Source organism: Nostoc sp. UIC 10630 (assembly GCF_010747425.1).
GTDB lineage: Bacteria > Cyanobacteriota > Cyanobacteriia > Cyanobacteriales > Nostocaceae > Nostoc.
The window spans coordinates 17,313-37,681 of record NZ_JAAGOG010000008.1 but is presented as its reverse complement, the minus strand read 5'-3'; the positions used below and the strand labels follow the sequence as shown (position 1 = coordinate 37,681).

Genomic DNA, 20,369 nt, shown 5'->3' with positions numbered 1-20,369 from the left:
CCAAAGAGACGCGATTAATCGCGTCTCTACAACTTTTTTAATTCGCTTGCAACGGTGCATTCAAGACTTTCTCGATGCGATCGCGTGTTTCTAATAAATGCGCTTTGGTGTATTCATCCTCAGAATTAACTCCCTTGAGTTTCTCATCTAGTTGTTTGAGTTTATACCAAGCCAGAGTCCGAGCATCTTCTGGGACATATTCTTTTCGCAACACCATATTAGTCAAAATGTCCAGGTATTGGCGCTGCAAGCCTCGCCGTAAACTGGCAATCTTCATTGGTTTACCTTTTGGTTTGATTACTTCTGTCCAGATACCTGATTGCAAAGTGTCAAATAGTTCTGGTAGAGTCAGTGCATTTTCTGCCTTAGTTTTAAGTTCAATATCCTTGAGGCGAGAGAGGCGATCGCCTGAGAGTAAATCTCGCAATACAGAACCCTGCATGAGTAGCACCAAGTCATGAATAGGAAAATCCAAACGACCAACTTGGGGAGAACTACCCCAATGTCGCCAACGAGAAGGTGCTAATTTATTCAGTAGTTCTGGTGAAAAGCTCAGAGCATCTTCTGCAAACAAATATTTTTGCAAGGTTTCTAAAGCTTGTCGTTGTTCTTTAACTGGTACTGCTTCAAATGGTAATCGCTTTTGTCCAACTCCAGAGGGGATTTCGCTAGGGTGAATGCGATAAAAAGACTGTCCGCCAATATATTTAGTGGTGTAATATATTTGTTGAAAATAGTTACCCAATACTGTGCTAAAACGCTCGCTGACATCGCTGTAACTATCACCAGCTAATGGATAACGCTTATCGAGACGTTCCCACATCACCCGCGAATTATTCAACTGCCACTGTGAATAAAGCAACACATTGCCACTGTTATCCCAAGCATCAGCAGTTGGGTCAAGGTCATAGACATCTTCATCTGTAGAATAACTCAACTCTGGCTTATAAGATTGGGTAGCAATTTCCTCCAAAATTGGCTTTTCTGCTATGGGAGTTGATGTCTTAATTGGAATATAGCCGTATTTAATCGCCCATTCATCATAAGGCCCCACCATACTAGGAAAATAATCTCCCTGTTTTGTCCCTTGAGGGGCAATATTTGGGGGAATGTAGTCCATTACGGAAGTTGTCAGACCTTTATTTTTGGTAATTTCTGTATTATTCATCTCCTCTGGTGCTAGCAGAGTACTACCACGAAAGTTATGACGTAAACCAAGAGTATGTCCAACTTCGTGAGCGATGATTAAACGTAAATATTGATTGATATATTCTTTCACCTGATCTGGAGTGGCCATGGTATCTGGCAATAGTGACATCGCCAGGGAACCAAGGGCAAACTGGTTAGCAGCTTCCATCCCATAGCATAAATCGTACTCGCCTGCCATTTTAGATAAACGGTTCAACAACTCTTGTTGCCCTGGCATCTGCTTGGGTACACCATTGTTTTTGCCATCTAAACCATTGGCGCAAAGTAGACGATTTTGCATCAAAGCTGATAAGGTCGTCTGGCTTTGGGTTTGGCTGGGTTGGACAATTTTGCGATACTCATTCTTAAGCGCCCGGACAAAGCTGGCATCTACGAGAATGTCTGCATCCAAAATTTCTCCAGTCAAGGGATTAACGCGGGATGGCCCCATTGCAAAATAACCATCGACTGTGTTAATCCAGCGAACTGTGTTGTAACGAATATCTGCTGGGTCCCATGTTGCATCATCTGGCATCTGGCGGACTTCAATTGCATCCTTGAATCCTGCTTTGAGAAAGGCTTTGTTCCACATTAAGATGCCTTCTTTCATCGCATCGCGGTACTCTAAGGGCACAGCGTTATCAATCCAGAAGACAATTGGTTTTTTGGGGCGAGAAATTAATGCTTTTGGGTCTTGTTTTTCTAAATCCCAGCGATTTATGTAACGGACAAAAGAATCGCCGCGATCGTCTTTGGATAAATCTTGGTAGGCGGTGATGAAATAGCCAATGCGATCGTCAGCAAGGCGCGGTCGATAATCTTTTTCAGGTAGCTGGGAGAGACTATAGTGGACGCGCAAGGTATAGCCACGGTTATCAGCTAATGAGCCAAAACTTGGTGTTTCGCTGTCACGATCGCTGCTACCAGAGAAATTTAAAACTGACTCAATCTCTAAGTTTTGTGGAAAAGCTTTAGCAGTACCAAAATAGGACTGGTCTGTAGTTGCTGGGACTCCTAAACTTGCAGATAATCCGCCTAAATCTGTCAGTAATAAATCGCCCAAATCGATGAGAAGAGTTTTGCGTTGGGGATGAATGCTTTTTATGGAAATGCTGTAGAGTACAGAATCACTAAAAGACCGAGCTAGCGATCGCACTTGAGGATCTCCCTCACGAGTGCGAAAATTAACATTACGGATGACAAAGTTTAATTTATCATCTACCCGTTGGAAATAAAACAAAAAATCTTGTAGAGGCATACCACTGTAAATACCCCGTTCACCAATGCCCGATTCTAGGGTTGCCGTAGCGAGGTAATTTTTATTAAGTTGCTCTGGCTTAATTTCTAGATAAATTTTATTCTTTTCTTTATTGCGATAAAGAGTGAATAGCCCCCCTGACTTTTGGGTGTCTTTCACTACTTCATCAAAAACCTCTAAATCATCCTTTGCTGCTGGTGTTTTGGTAGGCTTAGGCTTTTCTGCGGGTTTTGCAACTTGTAAAAATGGTTGCTGTCCTGCTTTTTTAGAATCTTTTACTACCCAAATAAACGGTTTAGGCTGTACGTGTTTATTTTGATTAACCACCCAAACTTGCCCTGACGGTAGTCTCTGTTTCTGAGAAATATTGATATTATTTAGCGATAATGCTGAGATTTTAGTTGAAGAAGTTTCTGCCGTTAACTGATTATTGGTTGTAACTACGCCTTTTACAACCCCCACAGCCTTATGGTTCACTGAAAAATCTGGATCAATTCCATTGACAAATGGTGATTTGGCGTTAGCTGTTGTTATTCCTAAAAATAAACCATGTAACAAAATCATATAAAAAGTTAATCTGTTGTTCATCGCATCAATCCCCCAATAACGATTCGGTAGTTAATTTTTAACTTTTGCAAAGTTATGTAGCCTGCTTTTTCTGATTCTTTTAGCTGCTTTATATAAAGCAGTAAAGTTTAGACTTCAATTTTAGTTGCCATTTTTCCGCAATGTTCACGCTGTTGTACAGATGGATTTTTCCTAACAATTGCGTCTCTTACAATGAGTAAGTATTATTTTTACATCAGACTAGTAAATATCTGGGGAAAAAAGTATAACAAATCAACCAAAATCGGAAAATTACTTGATTTTTGAAAGAATTTTTCCGATCACACTTATTTACATCAACAGAAGAAGCTTGACGTGACTAAGGGTTAGCGAGAAGCCACCCTTCAAAAACGCCGTCAGTGTAGCCCATCATAGATATCGACAACGCATGATATTTTTCGTGTAGTATTTATTGATACTATTTATTTTTGGCAATGATAAGCAAAGTAACAGAGAAAAAATTTTAGTTCCAGATTATCAAAACAGTAATTTAAATGTAACAACGGACACAGAAATGTCAACATATTTATCTCAAGTTTGGCAACTGCTGAGAAATTATGTGAGGGATATAAGCTTACAAGAGATGCCAAAGACCACATCGGTGGAAACTAAAGTCGGTTTATCTCCAGGAAAAAGTATTAAAGAACTAAACAAAAGCGTTAAATTTGCTCAAGGTATAGAGGAAGATTTATGGTTTCAAAGACTGCAAGAAAGCTTAGAAAAATGGACAATATCAAAGAGCAGTTTGACTTCTAAGATAGGCGATCGCATATCGGGGCCGCTACCATCAGAGTTATGCTTAAAAGTGCGCGACCGCCAGATGCATGAAGAGATTTATGATTTACTAGGCAATGGAGCGCTGAAATCAGAAATAGTCAACCAAATAATGGAATTGGTTGTGACTAGTCAAAAGATTCACCCAGAAGTGCTTTTCTGGCAGCTAGAAGATTTTTATCGTCGCTGGTGTCAGGGAGAATTTATTGATGCCACACCAGATGATAACCTGCCTCAGAAAACAAAATTAAAGCTAGCAACTCAAAATATTGCGATCGGGCTGAGACAGGTAGACATCTATACAGGATTGAACGTACTGATTTTACTGTTAGAGTTACACCGCTACGCCCAAGAGCAAGATGAACTCAAAGAAAAAATTACCTTCTATCCATCAGCCCAACCAGATACAGACAATTTTTTCACATCCCAACTGCTGCGGATCATTAACTATAGCGATGCCCTAGACATTGGCAACTTTAGCAGTATAGTCGGGCAATTCCTCAAAGGTGGTAACTTTTGTAGTGCTTACTTGGGAGATGCCAACCTCACCGGGGCAGACTTTAGCGGTGCTGACCTCAGCCTTGCTTATCTCGGCGATGCCAACTTAACTGGCGTAAACTTCATAGGTGCTAACCTTAGCGGTGCCAACTTCGGCGATGCCAACCTCAGTGGGGCTAACCTCACTGGTGCTAACCTCACTGGTGCTGACCTCAGCAGCACTAACCTTAGTGGTGCTAACCTTAGCTGTGCAAACCTTAGCCGCGCCGACCTGAATCGTGCCGACCTTAGCATTACCAACCTCAGCCGCGCCGACCTCAGCCGCGCCGACCTCAGCCGCGCCGACCTCAGCAGCACCAACCTCAACCGCGCCGACCTCAGCAACGCCATCCTTTTTGGTGCGAATTTAAGTGAAGCCAACCTCAGCAACGTCAACCTTAACCATGCTGATCTCTGCCGCGCTGACCTCAGTGGTGCTGATTTGAGTCATGCCATCCTCAACGGTACTAACCTCAGCGACACAATTCTTTTCAGCACCAACCTTAGTGATGCCATCCTCATGGCTGCTGACCTTAGCTATGCCAAACTTAATGGAGCCAAACTAAACAATGCCAGACTTAACGGTGCAATGTTCTTAGGCGCAGACCTTAGCGGTGTAGACCTGAGTCGGGTAAGCCTCAACGAAGCTGACCTCAGTGGGGTAATTCTCAGCGAAGCTGACCTCAGTGGTGCCGATCTCACCGACGCGATCCTTTTTGGTACAGACTTCAGCTATGCCAACCTTAACAGTGCTAACCTCAGTGGCAGTAACCTGAGTGGTGCGATTCTCAATGGCGCGAATCTCAGCCACAGTAACCTAAGTTACGCCATTCTCAATGGTGCAGACCTCAGCGATGCCAATATGGAAAAAATGACTTGGGGTAAAAAACAGCAATGGGAAGGTGTGCGGGGATTAAAGACAGCAGTTAATGTCCCGGAGGCATTGAAAGAAGAACTGGGGTTGAACTGAGGGGACGTGGTGACATCTTTATTTATGTCCTTCGCGTCCTCAGAATCTCTGTCGTTTTTAAATTATTCAGATGCTACGGGATATTGATATTCAGGGGGCTATATCCCGCTTGCTAGAGTGTAAGTCATTCACGTAGAATATAATGCCATTGTTGCGGCAGTTCTCATGACTTCATCTGCGTCGTTTGACACATTAGAGTCTTTACAGGCGGATATCGCTGAATTGATCGCTCGTTTACCGACATTAAAAAATCGGCAGCTTATTCAGCAAGCACTTGCTACTATCGTTCGTCTAGCTGATACCGAAATTGAGCGTCTCGATTGGAAAATATTGTCGGCTGCGTTAGCAGATATGGAGCGAGGTTTCCAGCTTTTTTATGATTACCGACACGTTCGCAAAGTCACCATCTTCGGTTCTGCTCGTCTAGCGCCAGATACGCCAGAGTACCAAATGGCCCTTGAGTTTGCTCGCGCTGTTTCTCAATTAGGATTTATGGTGATGACCGGCGGTGGCGGTGGAATCATGCAGGCGGGTCACGAAGGTGCTGGGCGAGAAAATTCCTTTGGATTAAATATTCAATTACCCTTTGAACAAGAAGCAAACCCTTTTATAGAGGGCGATCCCAAGCTAATTATTTTCAAATATTTCTTTACTCGCAAGCTTTTTCTCCTCAAAGAAAGTGATGCTGTAGCCTTATTTCCGGGAGGCTTTGGCACTCAAGATGAAGCTTTTGAATGTATGACATTAAGCCAGAATGGTAAGTTTGGCCCAGTACCTCTAGTTTTAATTGACCATCCTGGTGGTGATTACTGGCGGTCTTGGAGCGAATATATTGATAAGCAATTAGTCCAAAATGGTCTTGTCAGTCCTGAAGACCCCAGCCTTTACACGGTGACAGACAACCTGGATGTGGCTTGTGACGCTATTACTCGTTTTTACCAGGTTTATCACTCCTGTAGATATGTAGGCGAGCAATTAGTCATGCGTCTGAAGACAGATATATCAGACTATCTTGTAGAGCAACTCAATGCTGATTTCAGTGACATTATTGTTAAAGGACGGATTGAAAAAAGTCAGGCATTACCTCAAGAAGCACAAGATGAAACGGTTGAACTACCACGCCTCATTTTGTACTTCAATCAACGCGACTTGGGGCGTTTGTATCAGATGATTGCCACAATTAACCAAATGGGTAATGTTTCATCAGAAGATGCAGCACACCCAGAAAGAAAGTAGAGTTTAGGGGTGGATTTTTCCACCCGTATCCCAATATTTTTGACAGCCTTCACAGGCTTATTGCCAGTTTAATATCTTTTGGATCGCTAAAGATTTGACTCTATGAAAGCGACATAATAACGCAGGCGATCGCAACAAACTTCTTACCACTCCAATGTCCTTTTTTCAGTTTATCTCAGGCTAGATAGACGAAAAAAATGTTGGATGATTTTGATGTCTTCATAATTTAACTTAGCTGATATGTCTGCTTTAGGATGACTTTGAAAGAGGTATTGAAGAGGAATTTACAATGTATCTAAATTATTGTCAATTTTTTAATAAAAAATGATGAAATATGAAGAGTCAATTCGCTTTGCCTCCTTTATACTGGCTTTCAAGAGACGTGGCTCTTATCTTAGAGTCAGTCTTTTTTTGTAAAAAGTATGACGAAAATCATGTGATTCACCTTACTTTCAGATGTTTAATGCACCAGTTATTGTGACTCAATGCTGATCTGCATAAAAAAGCGTGTATATTAGCACAGGAAATAATATAGAACATCCTAAACACATATAGAGGAATAAAATATGCTGGAATTATTGGGTTCAGGTTTGGTGTCACTCTGGCTGGAAATGGCCGGGGTACAAATCAAGCCTCTAGATGCTTTAGATGCTTTAACTTGGCAAAGTAGCCCTGGCTTAGTTCTTGCCCCCGATCCCAATCCAACTGGGGCAACTACGGTGCAAGAATATCTGAAAAAGCTCATCACATCAAAAGTGGTGGCACAAAATCTGGCTGAGAGTCAGGGCATTTGGATGCAGTCGGGGCCAATGCTGATGGCAAATCACCAAGGTACGACACCTCTCCCTGCTGCCTCTTTAACCAAAATTGCCACTTCACTAGTTGCTTTGAAAACTTGGGGCCCAGATTACCAATTTGATACTTTGGTGAGTATCACCGGGCCAGTGGTAAATGGAGTTGTGCAGGGCGATTTGGTGATTACAGGCGGTGGCGATCCTTTGTTTGTTTGGGAAGAAGCGATCGCTCTTGGTAATACTCTTAATAAAATGGGTATCAAGCAGATAAAGGGAAATTTAATCATTAATGGCAGTTTTGCCATGAATTTCCAACGGCAGCCGATGCTGGCGGGTATGATGCTCAAGCAAACGCTAAATCGTGCAACTTGGGGCCGCCCTGCTATTTACACACACTCAATTATGGCTAAGGGAACGCCCAAGCCTCAAGTAGTCATTTCGGGTACGGTGAAAGTTGAGGCACAACCAAACCCCCAACAAACTTTGTTACTGCGTCATCGTTCCTTACCCTTGAAGCAACTAATCAAGGAAATGAATGTTTACAGTAACAACGAGATGGCAGAGATGCTAGCAGATTCAGTGGGAGGAGCAGCTGTAGTCCAATCCACTGCTGCTAACCTTGCTAGGGTGCCACAAGTGGAAATTCAGTTAATTAATGGTTCTGGACTAGGCCCCGAAAATCGCATTTCCCCCAGGGCTGCCTGTGCGATGTTTATGGCTATTCAAAGTGAGGCATCTGCCCATCAGCTAAATCTGGCTGACTTGTTCCCGATGTCTGGGTTTGATCACCGAGGAACGCTACACTCTCGACACATTCCTCTGTCTACTGTAATCAAAACTGGCACTCTTAGAGATGTGAGCGCTTTAGCTGGAGTCATGCCCACACGCGATCGCGGTTTGGTTTGGTTTGCTATTATCAACCGTGGGACAAATGTTTGGGGTTTGCGGACTGGACAAGACCAACTACTGCAAAGTGTTGTTAAACAATTACAACTACCTCTCACCGTTCCTGTTAACCTCACTCCCCACTCAGCCATCAACTCTTTACCCCAGCTAGGTGCAATCAGTCGAAATGAAATTTTATTCAAAAGTTAGTTCATCATCCGATCGGGTTTTGAACCAAAAGTGAACATGGGTGTCCTACATCTCCTTTTTATCGGTGTCACTACTTTGAAACTTCTAGTTTTATTAGCAATCCAAAAGTTTTATTGATGGGTAAAAACCGAACTTGTAAAGGGTGAATGTCCATAATAGCTTTTGGGTTAAATTTTCCATTAACTTGATTATAGGTAACTCGTAAAATGCCCTAACCACAGGATTGCTAAGGCAGGCGAAACCTGAAGTAAAAATAACTGTAAATAGATTTGTCACGACTAAGCAACAATTAAGCTTATAAATTAGGTTGTGATTATGCGATTTCCCAAATTACCCAGATCCATACGTCAACTCAGTAGTTATGTTTTAGCGATCGCGCTCGGAGTTGTGCTAACGGTTAGCACATTGCAGGTGTTGCCCTCCCAAGCCGAACCCGCACCTCCAATAACAGATGGAGATACTTCACAACTGATTGCCCAACGACAATCACCAGCCACGGGTGCGATCGGTACTAGTAGCTTTGTCACCGCAGCAGTGAATCGTGTCGGTTCAGCAGTTGTTCGCATTGATACTGAGCGAACAATTACTCGTCGCGTTGATCCATTTATGGAAGACCCATTTTTCCGTCGGTTTTTTGGTGATGGTTTCTCTCAACAAATGCCGCCTTCTGAGCAGTTACGCGGTTTAGGCTCAGGTTTCATTATTGACAAGAGCGGCTTAGTTATGACTAACGCTCATGTGGTCGATAAGGCTGATAAGGTAACAGTCCGACTCAAAGATGGCCGCACCTTTGAAGGAAAAGTTCAAGGCATTGATGAAGTTACAGATTTGGCAGTAGTCAAGATTAACGCTGGTAACGATTTACCAGTCGCACCCTTGGGTTCTTCCACTAATGTCCAAGTCGGAGATTGGGCGATCGCAGTTGGTAATCCTTTAGGATTTGATAACACCGTTACTTTGGGAATTGTCAGTACTCTCAAACGTTCCAGCGCCCAAGTTGGCATTAGCGACAAACGCTTAGACTTCATTCAAACTGATGCCGCCATTAATCCAGGTAACTCTGGCGGGCCACTATTAAATGGCCAAGGTGAAGTGATTGGCATTAACACAGCGATTCGTCCCGACGCGATGGGTATTGGTTTTGCCATTCCTATTGATAAAGCGAAAGCGATCGCAGCGCAACTGCAACGTGATGGCAAAGTTGCTCACCCCTATTTAGGCGTGCAAATGCTAACTTTAACACCCGCTCTTGCCAAGCAAAATAACACCGATCCCAACTCTCCTATTCAAATACCAGAAATTAATGGTGTTTTTGTAATGCGAGTAGTCCCAAATTCTCCAGCTGCATCTGCCGGTATCCGACGCGGGGATGTAATTCTGCAAGTTGATGGTAAAGCTATTACCAGCGCTGAACAATTGCAGAACGTTGTGGAAGACAGTCGTCTTGGTCAAGTATTACAGGTGAAAGTGCAACGTGGTAATCAGACACAGCAGCTTTCAATCCGTACAGCCGAGTTGCAAAATGCTTCGTAGGAGTTAAAAGGGCGGTTAGAAACCGCGTCCACACAAACAAAACCCACCTCCGTGGGTTTCAAACCCTTAACTTTTTCTTAGTCCGCGGAGGCGGACTTTGCGTGTTTAGCAGCGAATTCCATTCGCTTAAAGCTGGGGTAAATTTCCATTTTGCCAATAGAGCCTAAATCACTTCCCAACAGCTAAAACTAGACCTTCATGGGCTAATACTGCTTCAGGAAAGGCAGATTTAATATCGACTTGAACCCGATCAAGAAAATCATCATGGTCATCTGGGTGATGATGAGAAATAGCTAGCCGTTGCACACCAGCATTCAGAGCTGCATTCACCGCAGCTTGCCAGAGTAAATCAGCAGAGTCATGGTTGTGAGACGTAGGGGGAGTGTATGTGGCATTGGCAATCAGCAAATCAACGCCTTTAATAAACTCTAAAATCCGCTCTTGCTCCACTTGCTCGGCATTCTGGTGCAAATCCGTGACGTAGGCAACACTATAATCTTGCCAACTAACTCGGTAGCCAACTGAGCGCTGAGTTTGATTGATTAATGCGGTTGTAATGATGACATCATCTAGCTTTACATCACTGTCTGGAATGAGATTATAAAACTGCAATTCCGACTGCATTACCTGTAAAGGATAAGGAAAGTGGGGCTGGAGCATCTGATCGTACAAACATTGTTTGATTGAGGCTCCATTTGAAGCAGCTGTGCCGTAAATATGAAAGCAATTTTCTCCAATAAATGCAGGAGCAAAAAAGGGAAACCCTTGAATCCGATTTGATTGACAGTTGGTAAAAAATAAATGGGCTTGTATTGGCTGTTGTAGTTCTTGCCAAGTTTTACCTAGTATGCGTAAGCCAGTACCGCCATCAAAAATCAGGCGTTGTCCACCTACATATATTTCTACACAAGCAGTATTACCACCATAGCGGTTGGTGCTGGTGTCTGGGGTAGGAATCAAACCCCGTACACCCCAAAATTGCACAATAAACTCACCTGCTGGGCTACTTGGCAGGGTAGCAGACTTTTCAGGTATGTAGCTCTGGGAATCCGACAACTCAAAATTTGACATTTTCCTTCAAATTAGACCTTAACGAGCAGGTCATCGTAGCGCCGAACTTCCAACAGCCTGTTTTTTTCGTCCACAATGACTACCGTAGGAGAGTAATTTTTTAACTCTTCTGGAGTGAACTGCCCGTAAGTCATTATAATCAAGCGATCGCCAATAATGCCTAGACGTGCCGCACCCCCATTTAGCTCAATTACTCCTGAATGGGCTGGAGCCGGGATCGCATAAGTAATAAAACGCTGACCGTTGGCACTATTAACTACTTGAACTTGCTCATAAGGTAAGATCCCAGCTTTTTCCAAAAGGATTTCATCGATGCTGATACTACCCACGTAGTTGATATTCGCCCCCGTAAGGGTGCAATTATGAATTTTTGCCAAAAGGAGAGTACGCTGCATTTTGGTTTAGGATTTGGTGGCAGTTTCGTAACAAATGAAATTTATGAGTAGAGACGCGATTAATCGCGTCTGTAAAGGAGTTAGGATTGAGGAATAAAAATTTATAACTCTTAACTCCTAACTCCTAACTCTTCTATTATCCTCTATAAGCTTTGACGGATTTTTCTACTAAAGCTGCAACCTTGTCCACATCTTGCCAACCGAGAATTTCAGTCACCTTTTTTTCCAAATTTTTATAACTACGGAAAAATTCGGCAATTTCATCTAAGCGGTGTGGCGCTACGTCTTTCAGGGATTTTACCTGAGTGTAACGAGGATCTTTGTCGGGAACACAAAGGATTTTTTCATCGCGATCGCCACCGTCAATCATCTCCAAGAAGCCAATTGGTCGTGCAGCAATAATACAGCCGGGAAAGGTTGGCTCGTCAATTATGACCATACCATCTAGGGGATCGCCATCTTCAGCTAAAGTATTGGGTACAAAGCCGTAGTCATAAGGATATTTTACCGAGGAATAAAGTACTCGGTCTAGAGCAAAAGCTTCTAGTTCCTTGTCGTATTCGTATTTATTTTTACTTCCGCCAGTAATTTCAATCAGAACGTTGATTAAACCGGGTTTCGGTTGGGCAGGAATACGAGATAAATCCACAAAAAAGTCCTCTGATAACAGTGAATCATGGGGGCACTCAGTCAGCTTCGCTCCCCGTGTAGAATTTTAGGGCAATATGGATCTCTGATGGGGAATTGGGAATTGGGAATTGGGAAGAGAATTGTTCAATAATTCTTCGTCTCCCTTGTCCTCCTCATCTCACCACTCCTATGAAAAATGGAAAAAGCGTTGCGAAGTTACTTCGCAACGCTTTTTCCAAGAGTGTATTATTTTCTCCCGCCCTTGATTGCTGTTGGAGGGATTTCTGCCCCTACTCTGTCAAGACACCCGAAACCTGGAGTCACACTATACAAATTCAGGTTATTCCTGATGAAATGCTACTGGAAAACTTTATCAATCTTTACTTCCTTGTAGGTTTTGGATCAGGGGTTGCTGGTTATTTTGAACATTAGTTGAAGAATAGTGGGCGATGACAAATACGGGTAGGGTAAGAGTCAATAGAGCGATCGCAGTTCCCACAATGTCTGCCAAACGTTGGGAATATGTGTCGGTAGAATTGGCAGACTGGCTATTTGAATTCATACAAAGTTGAAGTTATTCGTAACACTGTGTAGGTCTACTCTCTGATTGAGAGTCTTAATGCTATGTTAGCTATTTTTAAACTGTAAAATGTGTAGCATCTTACAATCTAAACCAGTTATACAACTGTCATAATAGCCTTTTTATACATGGAGTTCTTAATACAAAGTTACAACTAAACAAATTATGTTTTATTTTGTAATTAATATTTTCAGATGTTTCCCTGTATGGTGTAATGGTTTGCATACGCAAACCCAACTTTGAGAGCATCATAAATTACATTTTTTCGCTGCTTAAAGATTAATTAGCAAAACATATTTGTCTGATACTTCATGATTATAACATCCTAAAATGCCTTTGATAAGGTCATTTTACTGGAATTGTTAATTTGTGATACAGGACACCAAACCGCAAAAGCACTGAATATCTATCAATGGTTTCGATTGTTATCCGGTAGTTATACACACAACTATTTGACACCAAAGAAGAAATGGTAGGAATGTTTTTTATAACCAATCATAATTACCGAAGAAATACAGATACATTAACTGTGTTAGGCTGCATAGATTCAGTGATAACACTAAACAAATATTTCAGAATTTAAATTTTCAAATCTGTGTAATATCACTGCATTTTTGTCAATCTATATATAGGTAGAGTAAATAATATTTTAGAAGCAGGCGTATCAGCTAAAAAAACCGCCACTAAATATAATAGGGCGGTCTGGTTAAGCAATCGGAGGGTAATTACAGATTACTCTGCTAATAATTGAAATTGCTGTAACGAAGTTTGCACTAAATTGGGCATGGAGAAGAGGCAGAGAGCAGGGGGAAGGGGTGCAGAGGGAAATGAAGAAGCAGGGGAGCAGGGGGAAAAGGGGAAACTTTCTCCCCTGCTCCCTTGCTTCTTCCTCAGTTACCAGTTCTTAGTTCCTTCCATAAACACTAATTGGTTCTTTGATAAATCGGGTGTAAAGATGCTTAAAGGTAGACTTAATTACACGAGGCATACCAAAATCAATGGGCATCAACTTGTCTGGTAGCCGCCAATCTTCTATTTTTAATAAGTCAGGATTTAAATGTGGAAATTCTATGTCAGTAAGTTCTGGACAAACTCCTAGCCTTTGAGAAGCTGCAACTGTAGGTACTTGTTCAGGAGGAACATTGAGGATTTCTACCATTGCCCGATCTAAAGCAAATATATCTGATGCGGCTGCTAAAATTCCTAGTTGGCGAGGTTCACCATTACTAGGGCCATTTCCTTCATGACCAATGATGCCATCTAATATGGTTAAGTTAGGGTTAATAGCCCTAGCAGTTTCTATTAACATTTCACCAAATCTATTCGCATCTTTTCCGGCTTCCATGTGCCACCAAGCTTTCATTTTACCTGGGACGCAACCAAACAAGTTTTTTACGCCCAGTGTCAATGTCAACTGGGCATGGGATTTAACTTTAGGTAGATTAATTACTACATCTGCTTCCATTGCTTCTTTAGACAGTCGCAGATGGTTAAAGTTATCACTAATTGTTTGGTAACGCTGACCTTGAAAATCGATGATGGGAAGATTGAGTTCTTCTAAAATAGGCAGATAGCCGTTTGCTATTGCTACGCCCTTGGCACTACCAAAAGCAGGACTATCACCCAAAAAGGGTTTACCGCCAACTTCAATTACCATTTGGGCAACTTCGTAAACTAGTTCGGCACGGGTGATACACTCTTTACCAGGACGCGACCCTGTAAGTAGATTGGGTTTGAGTAAAACGCGATCGCCTTTTTTAACAAATGCTGCTATTCCTCCAAAAGGTTCTAGGAGAATTACTAAGGATTCTCGTAAAGCCTCTCGTTCATAAGATGTAGCCCGAATGAGACTAACAGATGGTTTTTGAGTCTGCATAGATTAGGGAATGGGGAATGGACAATGGGGAAGAAGCAAGGGAGCAGGGGGAGAAGAACTATTAATTATTGTCCAATGCCCAATGCCCAATGCCCAATTCCCCATAATCTATTATTCTGTTTTGAGCGGTAAGATACCACTCATTTGTTCTAGATTTAACACTGTGGCTAAGTCTGTTTCACTCATTAATCCCCGTTCTAGAACAATTTGCCGCAGGGATTTACCAGTTTCTAAAGATTCTTTGGCGACAGCAGCAGCGTTTAAGTAACCGATGTGGGTATTTAGTGCGGTTACTAAAGCTAAACTGCCTTCGGCATAAGCTAAACAACGTTCTTGATTTGCAGTAATTCCCTCGATGCAGCGTTCGGTGAGTGCAGCGATGGTATTACCCAGAATTTCGATGCTGTGAATTAGGTTATAAGCAATCAGTGGCATCATCACATTTAATTCTAATTGTCCAGCTTGTGCGGCTAATGCGATCGCACTGTCGTAGCCCATCACTTGAAAACACACCATTGATGTCATCTCTGCCATGACTGGGTTATATTTCCCTGGCATAATCGATGAACCGGGTTGCACTGGGGGAAGTTGAATTTCTTTCAAACCAGTTTTTGGCCCCGAATCCATCAGCCGCAAATCGTGAGATATTTTGACTAAATCCTGCGCTAAGTTGCGTAAAGCACCAGAAACATTTACAAATGGGGCCATACTCTGCATGGCTGCCATAAGATGGGGTGCAGGTTCTAAAGGAGTGTCAATCAATTCTGAGAGAACCTCTACCACACGGGCGCGATAAAGAGGATGAGTATTTAACCCTGTTCCGGCTGCACTACCTCCCAAACCCAGCACCATCAAATCACCAGAGGCGGTGTAAATCCGGTTTTGATGTTCTGCAAGAATTTGCGCCCATGCGCGAAAATTTTCACCCAAACGCACGGGTACAGCGTCTTGTAAGTGGGTTCTGCCAGATTTGACGATATCTTGAAATTCTACAGCTTTGTTTTCTAAAGATGCGATCGCACTATCTATTGCTGGGTGTAATGTCTTGGATAATGCCAATAATCCACCAATCCGAATTGCGGTCGGAATCACATCATTGGTAGACTGTCCATAGTTAACGTGATCGTTAGGACTAACACGTTTATAATTGCCCTTTTCTTCACCCAGAATTTCTAAGGCGCGATTTGCCAAAACTTCGTTGATATTCATGTGGTGAGATGTTCCAGCACCCGCCTGATAAACATCCACGACAAATTGATCTCGGAACTTCCCAGCTAGGATTTCATCAGTTGCTTGCACAATCGCCTGACTAATATCTTGAGGAATGCAATTCAGTTCTCCATTGACAATTGCCGTAGCTTTTTTAATGATTAATCCAGCATCTACGTAGGTAGCTAAAGGCTTGATGCCGCTAATGGGGAAGTTTTCGATTGCTCGTAGCGTTTGAATGCCGTAATAAAAGCTACTAGCAATTTGGCGATCGCCCATCGAATCGCGTTCGATGCGAAATTGAGAGTCTGTGTGTTCAGTCATAGTATTGTTTTAAGAGAGCTACAGAAAACAGATTTTCCCACGCAGGCACACTCAGATACACTAATCTGCATAGATTTTGCATATTTGTTTGGCTGCTTGTTGCTTTACAGTTGTTAATTTTGAAGTTTGATTTTTGAATTCCCTATGACCATACCCAACTGGATTACCTTCTCTCGCCTATTGGGGATACCATTTCTGCTTTATGGTTTATATAATCCCACACCTGAAGCTCAGTGGATATGTTTGGCGATTTTTCTCGTTGCTGCATTGACTGATTGGTTAGATGGCTATTTGGCACGGAAACTCAACCAAATTAGTGAATTGGGTAAGTTTCTCGATCCTTTAGTAGATAAACTTCTAGTACTTGCGCCGCTGCTGGTTTTTATTGAATTAGGAAAAGTGCCTGCTTGGGGAGTGTTTTTGATTTTAGCGCGAGAATTAGCGATCGCTGGTTGGCGGGTGAATCAAACGACGATTACGGGGGCGAATATTTGGGGTAAACTCAAAACTGTTAGTCAAATAGTTGCGATCGCACTTTTGATTGCGCCTCTGGGTGAAGTGTGGCGAACTCCCTCTTTGCTTGCCTTTTGGATTTCTGTCGCCCTGACTTTAATCTCTGGAGGTATTTATCTTCTACCGCAAAAAGCTAGGACTAATGAAACGGCAATATAGTATTGTAATTCAGTGGTCTAATGAAGATAAAAAGTACATTGTCAGCTTACCTGAGTTTGGCCCATACACACATACTCATGGAAATACCTACGCGGATGCTCTCAATAATGGTGAGGAAGTGCTGGAACTTTTGATTGAAGATTACCAAGCACAAGGAAAACCATTACCAGAGCCTTTGACTGCTAATGTTTCCTTTCAGTTTGTGCAATCCTCACCGTAATTATAGGAACACTCGGTAATTTCAAAAATAATTCAATAAAATTTGATCGGAGTTCTAAGATATAGTCTTTATTCTTAACCTCTTGTACAGACGCGATTCATCGCGTCTCTGCTCACCCCTAACTTTTTTCATGCCATCTAAAACCTTACCACCGCCCCTGAAACCTGGAGACTTACTACGAGTAATTGCCCCTAGTGGTGCTTTGCGAGAATTTGAGGCATTTGAACGGGGTTTAGAAATTTGGCGATCGCGTGGTTATCGCATAGAAATCAGTCCTCAGATAGATGACAAATGGGGTTATCTGGCAGGAAGAGACGAAAGCCGCCGTCAGCAATTAGCAGCAGCATGGCAAGATCCTGATTGTCGCGGTATTCTCTGTTCTAGAGGTGGTTTTGGCAGCACCCGTATTTTAGAAGATTGGAGTTGGCAACAAAATTCAGCCCTTCCCAAGTGGCTTATAGGCTTTTCTGATATCACAGCTTTATTGTGGAGCCTTTATATAGCAGGAATTTCCGGCGTTCATGCTCCTGTGCTGACGACTTTGGCAGATGAGCCAGATTGGTCAGTTGAGCGATTATTTGATTCGGTAGAAGGTCGTCCTCTCTCACCTCTCAAAGGTTGCGGATGGGGTGGCGGCGTGGTGACTGGTACTTTGCTAGCAGGTAATCTCACCGTTGCTACTAACCTTTTAGCTACACCAATCCTGCCACATCTGGATGGTGTAATACTGGCGTTAGAAGATGTCACAGAAGCACCTTATCGCATCGATAGAATGCTGACACAATGGCGTTTGAGCGGTGCTTTGTCTCAAGTCTGCGGTATTGCTTTAGGCGGTTTTACTCGCTGTGAAGCGCCGCCAACTGTGTCTAGCTTTAGTGTAGAAGAAGTATTGCGCGATCGCTTGGGTGATTTAGGTATTCCGATTGTCTCTGACTTACCTTTTGGTCACGATAGTCCCAATGCAGCTTTACCAGTGGGTGTAGAGGTAACTTTAGATGCGGATGCGGGAATACTAGCGATGCCTACGGCGACAAACTACGCGCCATAGTTTACCGCAAATATTCCATCACCTAGATTAGTCTCAAAGATTAATTTACTTCTCTATTACAACTAAATAATCCCGATCCAAATAAAAGTTTTTTCCATTTGGACTGGACTCTTTAATTACTGTCATTTGCGCCTTTTCTATTAACCACTTAATTGCTTCTGGTGAAGTGGGTTGATACAATATCTCATCATTATCGTATGCAGCAAACCTTGCCCAACCATTTGGTGTAGTTATATTAGTGGTATGAATAAAAGCCTTTCCACCTGACTTGAGAGTTGCATAAATACCGTTTAAGTATTTCCAAATTGTTTGTAAATCTAAATGTACAAATACATCGAATGAATATACAAAATCAAATTTTTCGCTAAACTCAGGTTCAAATTGAGGATTTTTTATTAAACGAAACTCTATTTGAGGATATTCCATAAGCGCTGCTTCAGCATTATCTAGCATTTCTTGTGCTATGTCGAAACAGTATAATTTTTTGACGTTTTTAACTACTTTTGCGGCAATCCTACCACCACCAACACCTATTTCTGCAACTGTACTGTCTTGAGAAATAAACGGTGTAATATACTCACTCACAATATTGACTGCATCTTCTACTGTCGCCCATTCATCACCTAAATAATTGACGTAATTATCTCTTTCATCATCTGTAATTTTTTGATTACCTAGAATAACTTGAGATTTATCCCATGTTTTGGCATAATTGTTCCAGAATTCTTTATTAATTTCAACGTTGGATGGCTGCATTGGTAAATCCTGTTAGTTGTAGCGGTAATATCTAAAGTCATAGGGCTAACCTCACGCATGAGTGAGGTTTGTTCTTGATTTTAGCAAGCACAGACGTAAAAAAAGAGCTAAAAAAATTACGTATTTTAGCTTATGGAAACCCCTGAAAGCGATCGCTCGCTAAAATATTAATCTCAAAGTACACGCAGTAAGCTGGGAATGCTTTCAATCGCTGACAAATCCCGGATTTCTGCCAAAGCTTGCCTAAAATTGCCTTCCCGCACATCATGGGTAACAACCACAATTTCTGCTAGTTCCCCTTGAAAGCCAGTTTGGACAATTGACTCTAAGCTAACGCCATAGTTACCAAAGCAAGTCCCCAATTTCCCGATAACTCCCGGTTGGTCATTGGTAAGGAAACGGGCATAAAACCGAGTTCTCAATTCTACCATCGGCGCAATTTCGCAGTATTCCTGATGCCGACAAGTTAATAATGGATTTGCAACTGCTGTATTGGTTTTGAGGACAGCAACTAAATTTAAGATATCTGATGTAACAGCACTGGCGGTTGCACCAGCACCAGCACCGGGGCCGAAAAACATCACTTGCCCGATGGGTTCTCCTTCGACAAGAATGGCATTGTAAACGCCGTTGATGCTAGCCAAAGGGTGAGCTTGGGGCACTAAAGTCGGATGAACTCTGACGGAAAGTGGTGATGAGGGAGTATCACGTTTAGCGATCGCTAACAATTTAATCACAAATCCCAATTTTTCAGCGTAGGCAATATCTGTTTTGCTCACTTGCCGAATGCCTTCGGTATAAACATCTTGTAGGTTGATGCGTCCACCAAAGCTTAATGATGCGAGGATGGCAATTTTATCTGCTGCGTCTAAGCCATCAACATCGGCTGTAGGGTCAGCTTCAGCATAACCCAAACGTTGGGCATCAGCTAAGACATCGCTGAAGTTGCTGCCTTCTGTTTGCATCCGCGTCAGGATGTAGTTAGTTGTACCGTTTACAATGCCTGTGACAGTGTGAATGCGGTTAACACTCAAAGACTGCTTTAGGGGTTGAATCACCGGAATCCCACCACCTACAGCAGCTTCTAGCATGACGTATACGCCAGCTTGATTGGCAGTTGTGAAAATTTCCGCCCCAAAGCGGGCGATCGCTGCTTTGTTGGCGGTGACTACGTGCTTACCATTACTCAAAGCTTTGAGAATTAGCGATCGCGCCGGCTCCAGTCCGCCCATCACCTCGACAACTATATCTACCGCCGGATCGTTGACAATGGATTCTAAATCTGTAGTTAAGACTTCTGTAGATAATTCTACTGCCCGAGGTTTATCGAGCGATCGTACTCCCACCCGATAGATTTCTATCTCTTGTAACAACGGGTGCCGTCCAGCCTTATCTTGCAACAACTGCACTGTCCCCGTTCCCACAGTGCCTAATCCGAGTATTCCTAGTTTCACACCCACAATTTTTGCACCCAATTTATTCTTTAAGTGCTGAGTGCTGAGTGCTGAGTGCTGAGTAGTTATTAGTATTTAGTACTTGACCACACAGAACTGAGAACTCTTTCCTCAGCTATTTACAATATTCATAACAAAACAAT

General features: G+C 42.5%; 16 protein-coding genes. 7 read left to right on the top strand and 9 right to left on the bottom strand.

Annotated elements, in window-relative coordinates; all coding sequences use genetic code 11:
- Positions 1 to 37: 37 nt before the first annotated feature.
- The gene (locus G1O98_RS04130; RefSeq protein WP_163927415.1) at positions 38 to 3,034 is read right to left on the bottom strand and encodes a zinc-dependent metalloprotease; all 2,997 of its coding nucleotides are present in this window, start codon (positions 3,032 to 3,034) and stop codon (positions 38 to 40) included.
- A 532-nt stretch (positions 3,035 to 3,566) separates the two neighbouring features.
- Here G1O98_RS04130 and G1O98_RS04125 point away from each other — a divergent pair.
- From G1O98_RS04125 to G1O98_RS04110, 4 genes are all read left to right on the top strand, one after another.
- Positions 3,567 to 5,333 carry a pentapeptide repeat-containing protein gene (locus G1O98_RS04125; RefSeq protein ID WP_163927414.1) on the top strand — a complete coding sequence of 589 codons (1,767 nt, stop codon included), beginning with the start codon at positions 3,567 to 3,569 and terminating at the stop codon, positions 5,331 to 5,333.
- Between the two features lie 165 nt (positions 5,334 to 5,498).
- A complete protein-coding gene (locus tag G1O98_RS04120; protein ID WP_163927413.1) occupies positions 5,499 to 6,569 on the top strand; it encodes an LOG family protein in 1,071 nt (356 codons plus the stop codon).
- A 566-nt stretch (positions 6,570 to 7,135) separates the two neighbouring features.
- Complete coding sequence (locus G1O98_RS04115) at positions 7,136 to 8,458, top strand: D-alanyl-D-alanine carboxypeptidase (protein ID WP_163927412.1); 1,323 nt, start codon at positions 7,136 to 7,138, stop codon at positions 8,456 to 8,458.
- Positions 8,459 to 8,773: 315 nt separating this feature from the next.
- Positions 8,774 to 9,991, top strand: coding sequence for an HhoA/HhoB/HtrA family serine endopeptidase (locus tag G1O98_RS04110; protein ID WP_163927411.1), 1,218 nt, complete (start codon positions 8,774 to 8,776; stop codon positions 9,989 to 9,991).
- 168 nt (positions 9,992 to 10,159) lie between these two features.
- Here G1O98_RS04110 and G1O98_RS04105 read toward each other — a convergent pair whose 3' ends face one another.
- From G1O98_RS04105 to G1O98_RS04080, 6 genes are all read right to left on the bottom strand, one after another.
- A complete protein-coding gene (locus G1O98_RS04105) occupies positions 10,160 to 11,062 on the bottom strand; it encodes an MBL fold metallo-hydrolase (RefSeq protein WP_163927410.1) in 903 nt (300 codons plus the stop codon).
- A gap of 11 nt (positions 11,063 to 11,073) precedes the next feature.
- Complete coding sequence (gene panD / locus G1O98_RS04100) at positions 11,074 to 11,457, bottom strand: aspartate 1-decarboxylase (protein ID WP_012409102.1); 384 nt, start codon at positions 11,455 to 11,457, stop codon at positions 11,074 to 11,076.
- 136 nt (positions 11,458 to 11,593) lie between these two features.
- The gene (locus G1O98_RS04095; protein WP_114084032.1) at positions 11,594 to 12,106 is read right to left on the bottom strand and encodes an inorganic diphosphatase; all 513 of its coding nucleotides are present in this window, start codon (positions 12,104 to 12,106) and stop codon (positions 11,594 to 11,596) included.
- Between the two features lie 354 nt (positions 12,107 to 12,460).
- Positions 12,461 to 12,649, bottom strand: a complete 189-nt coding sequence (locus G1O98_RS04090; RefSeq protein ID WP_114084033.1) for a hypothetical protein — start codon at positions 12,647 to 12,649, stop codon at positions 12,461 to 12,463.
- A 922-nt stretch (positions 12,650 to 13,571) separates the two neighbouring features.
- A complete protein-coding gene (locus G1O98_RS04085; protein ID WP_163927409.1) occupies positions 13,572 to 14,543 on the bottom strand; it encodes a DUF362 domain-containing protein in 972 nt (323 codons plus the stop codon).
- Between the two features lie 111 nt (positions 14,544 to 14,654).
- Positions 14,655 to 16,076, bottom strand: coding sequence for an aspartate ammonia-lyase (locus G1O98_RS04080; protein ID WP_163927408.1), 1,422 nt, complete (start codon positions 16,074 to 16,076; stop codon positions 14,655 to 14,657).
- A 144-nt stretch (positions 16,077 to 16,220) separates the two neighbouring features.
- Between G1O98_RS04080 and pgsA the strand changes: the two genes are divergently transcribed.
- From pgsA to G1O98_RS04065, 3 genes are all read left to right on the top strand, one after another.
- Entirely contained in the window at positions 16,221 to 16,748 is a 528-nt protein-coding gene (pgsA, locus tag G1O98_RS04075) for a CDP-diacylglycerol--glycerol-3-phosphate 3-phosphatidyltransferase (protein WP_163927407.1), read from the top strand.
- Positions 16,732 to 16,968 (top strand): type II toxin-antitoxin system HicB family antitoxin, encoded by a 237-nt coding sequence (locus G1O98_RS04070; protein WP_163927406.1) that lies wholly within the window; start codon positions 16,732 to 16,734, stop codon positions 16,966 to 16,968. The genes pgsA and G1O98_RS04070 overlap by 17 nt, the downstream gene beginning before the upstream one ends.
- Positions 16,969 to 17,098: 130 nt before the next feature.
- Entirely contained in the window at positions 17,099 to 18,016 is a 918-nt protein-coding gene (locus G1O98_RS04065) for an LD-carboxypeptidase (protein WP_163927405.1), read from the top strand.
- A gap of 45 nt (positions 18,017 to 18,061) precedes the next feature.
- Here the strand turns inward: G1O98_RS04065 and G1O98_RS04060 are convergent, their stop codons facing one another.
- Both G1O98_RS04060 and G1O98_RS04055 read right to left on the bottom strand, forming a co-directional pair.
- Positions 18,062 to 18,772, bottom strand: coding sequence for a class I SAM-dependent methyltransferase (locus G1O98_RS04060; RefSeq protein ID WP_163927404.1), 711 nt, complete (start codon positions 18,770 to 18,772; stop codon positions 18,062 to 18,064).
- 173 nt (positions 18,773 to 18,945) lie between these two features.
- Complete coding sequence (locus tag G1O98_RS04055; protein WP_163927445.1) at positions 18,946 to 20,232, bottom strand: homoserine dehydrogenase; 1,287 nt, start codon at positions 20,230 to 20,232, stop codon at positions 18,946 to 18,948.
- Positions 20,233 to 20,369: the final 137 nt, after the last annotated feature.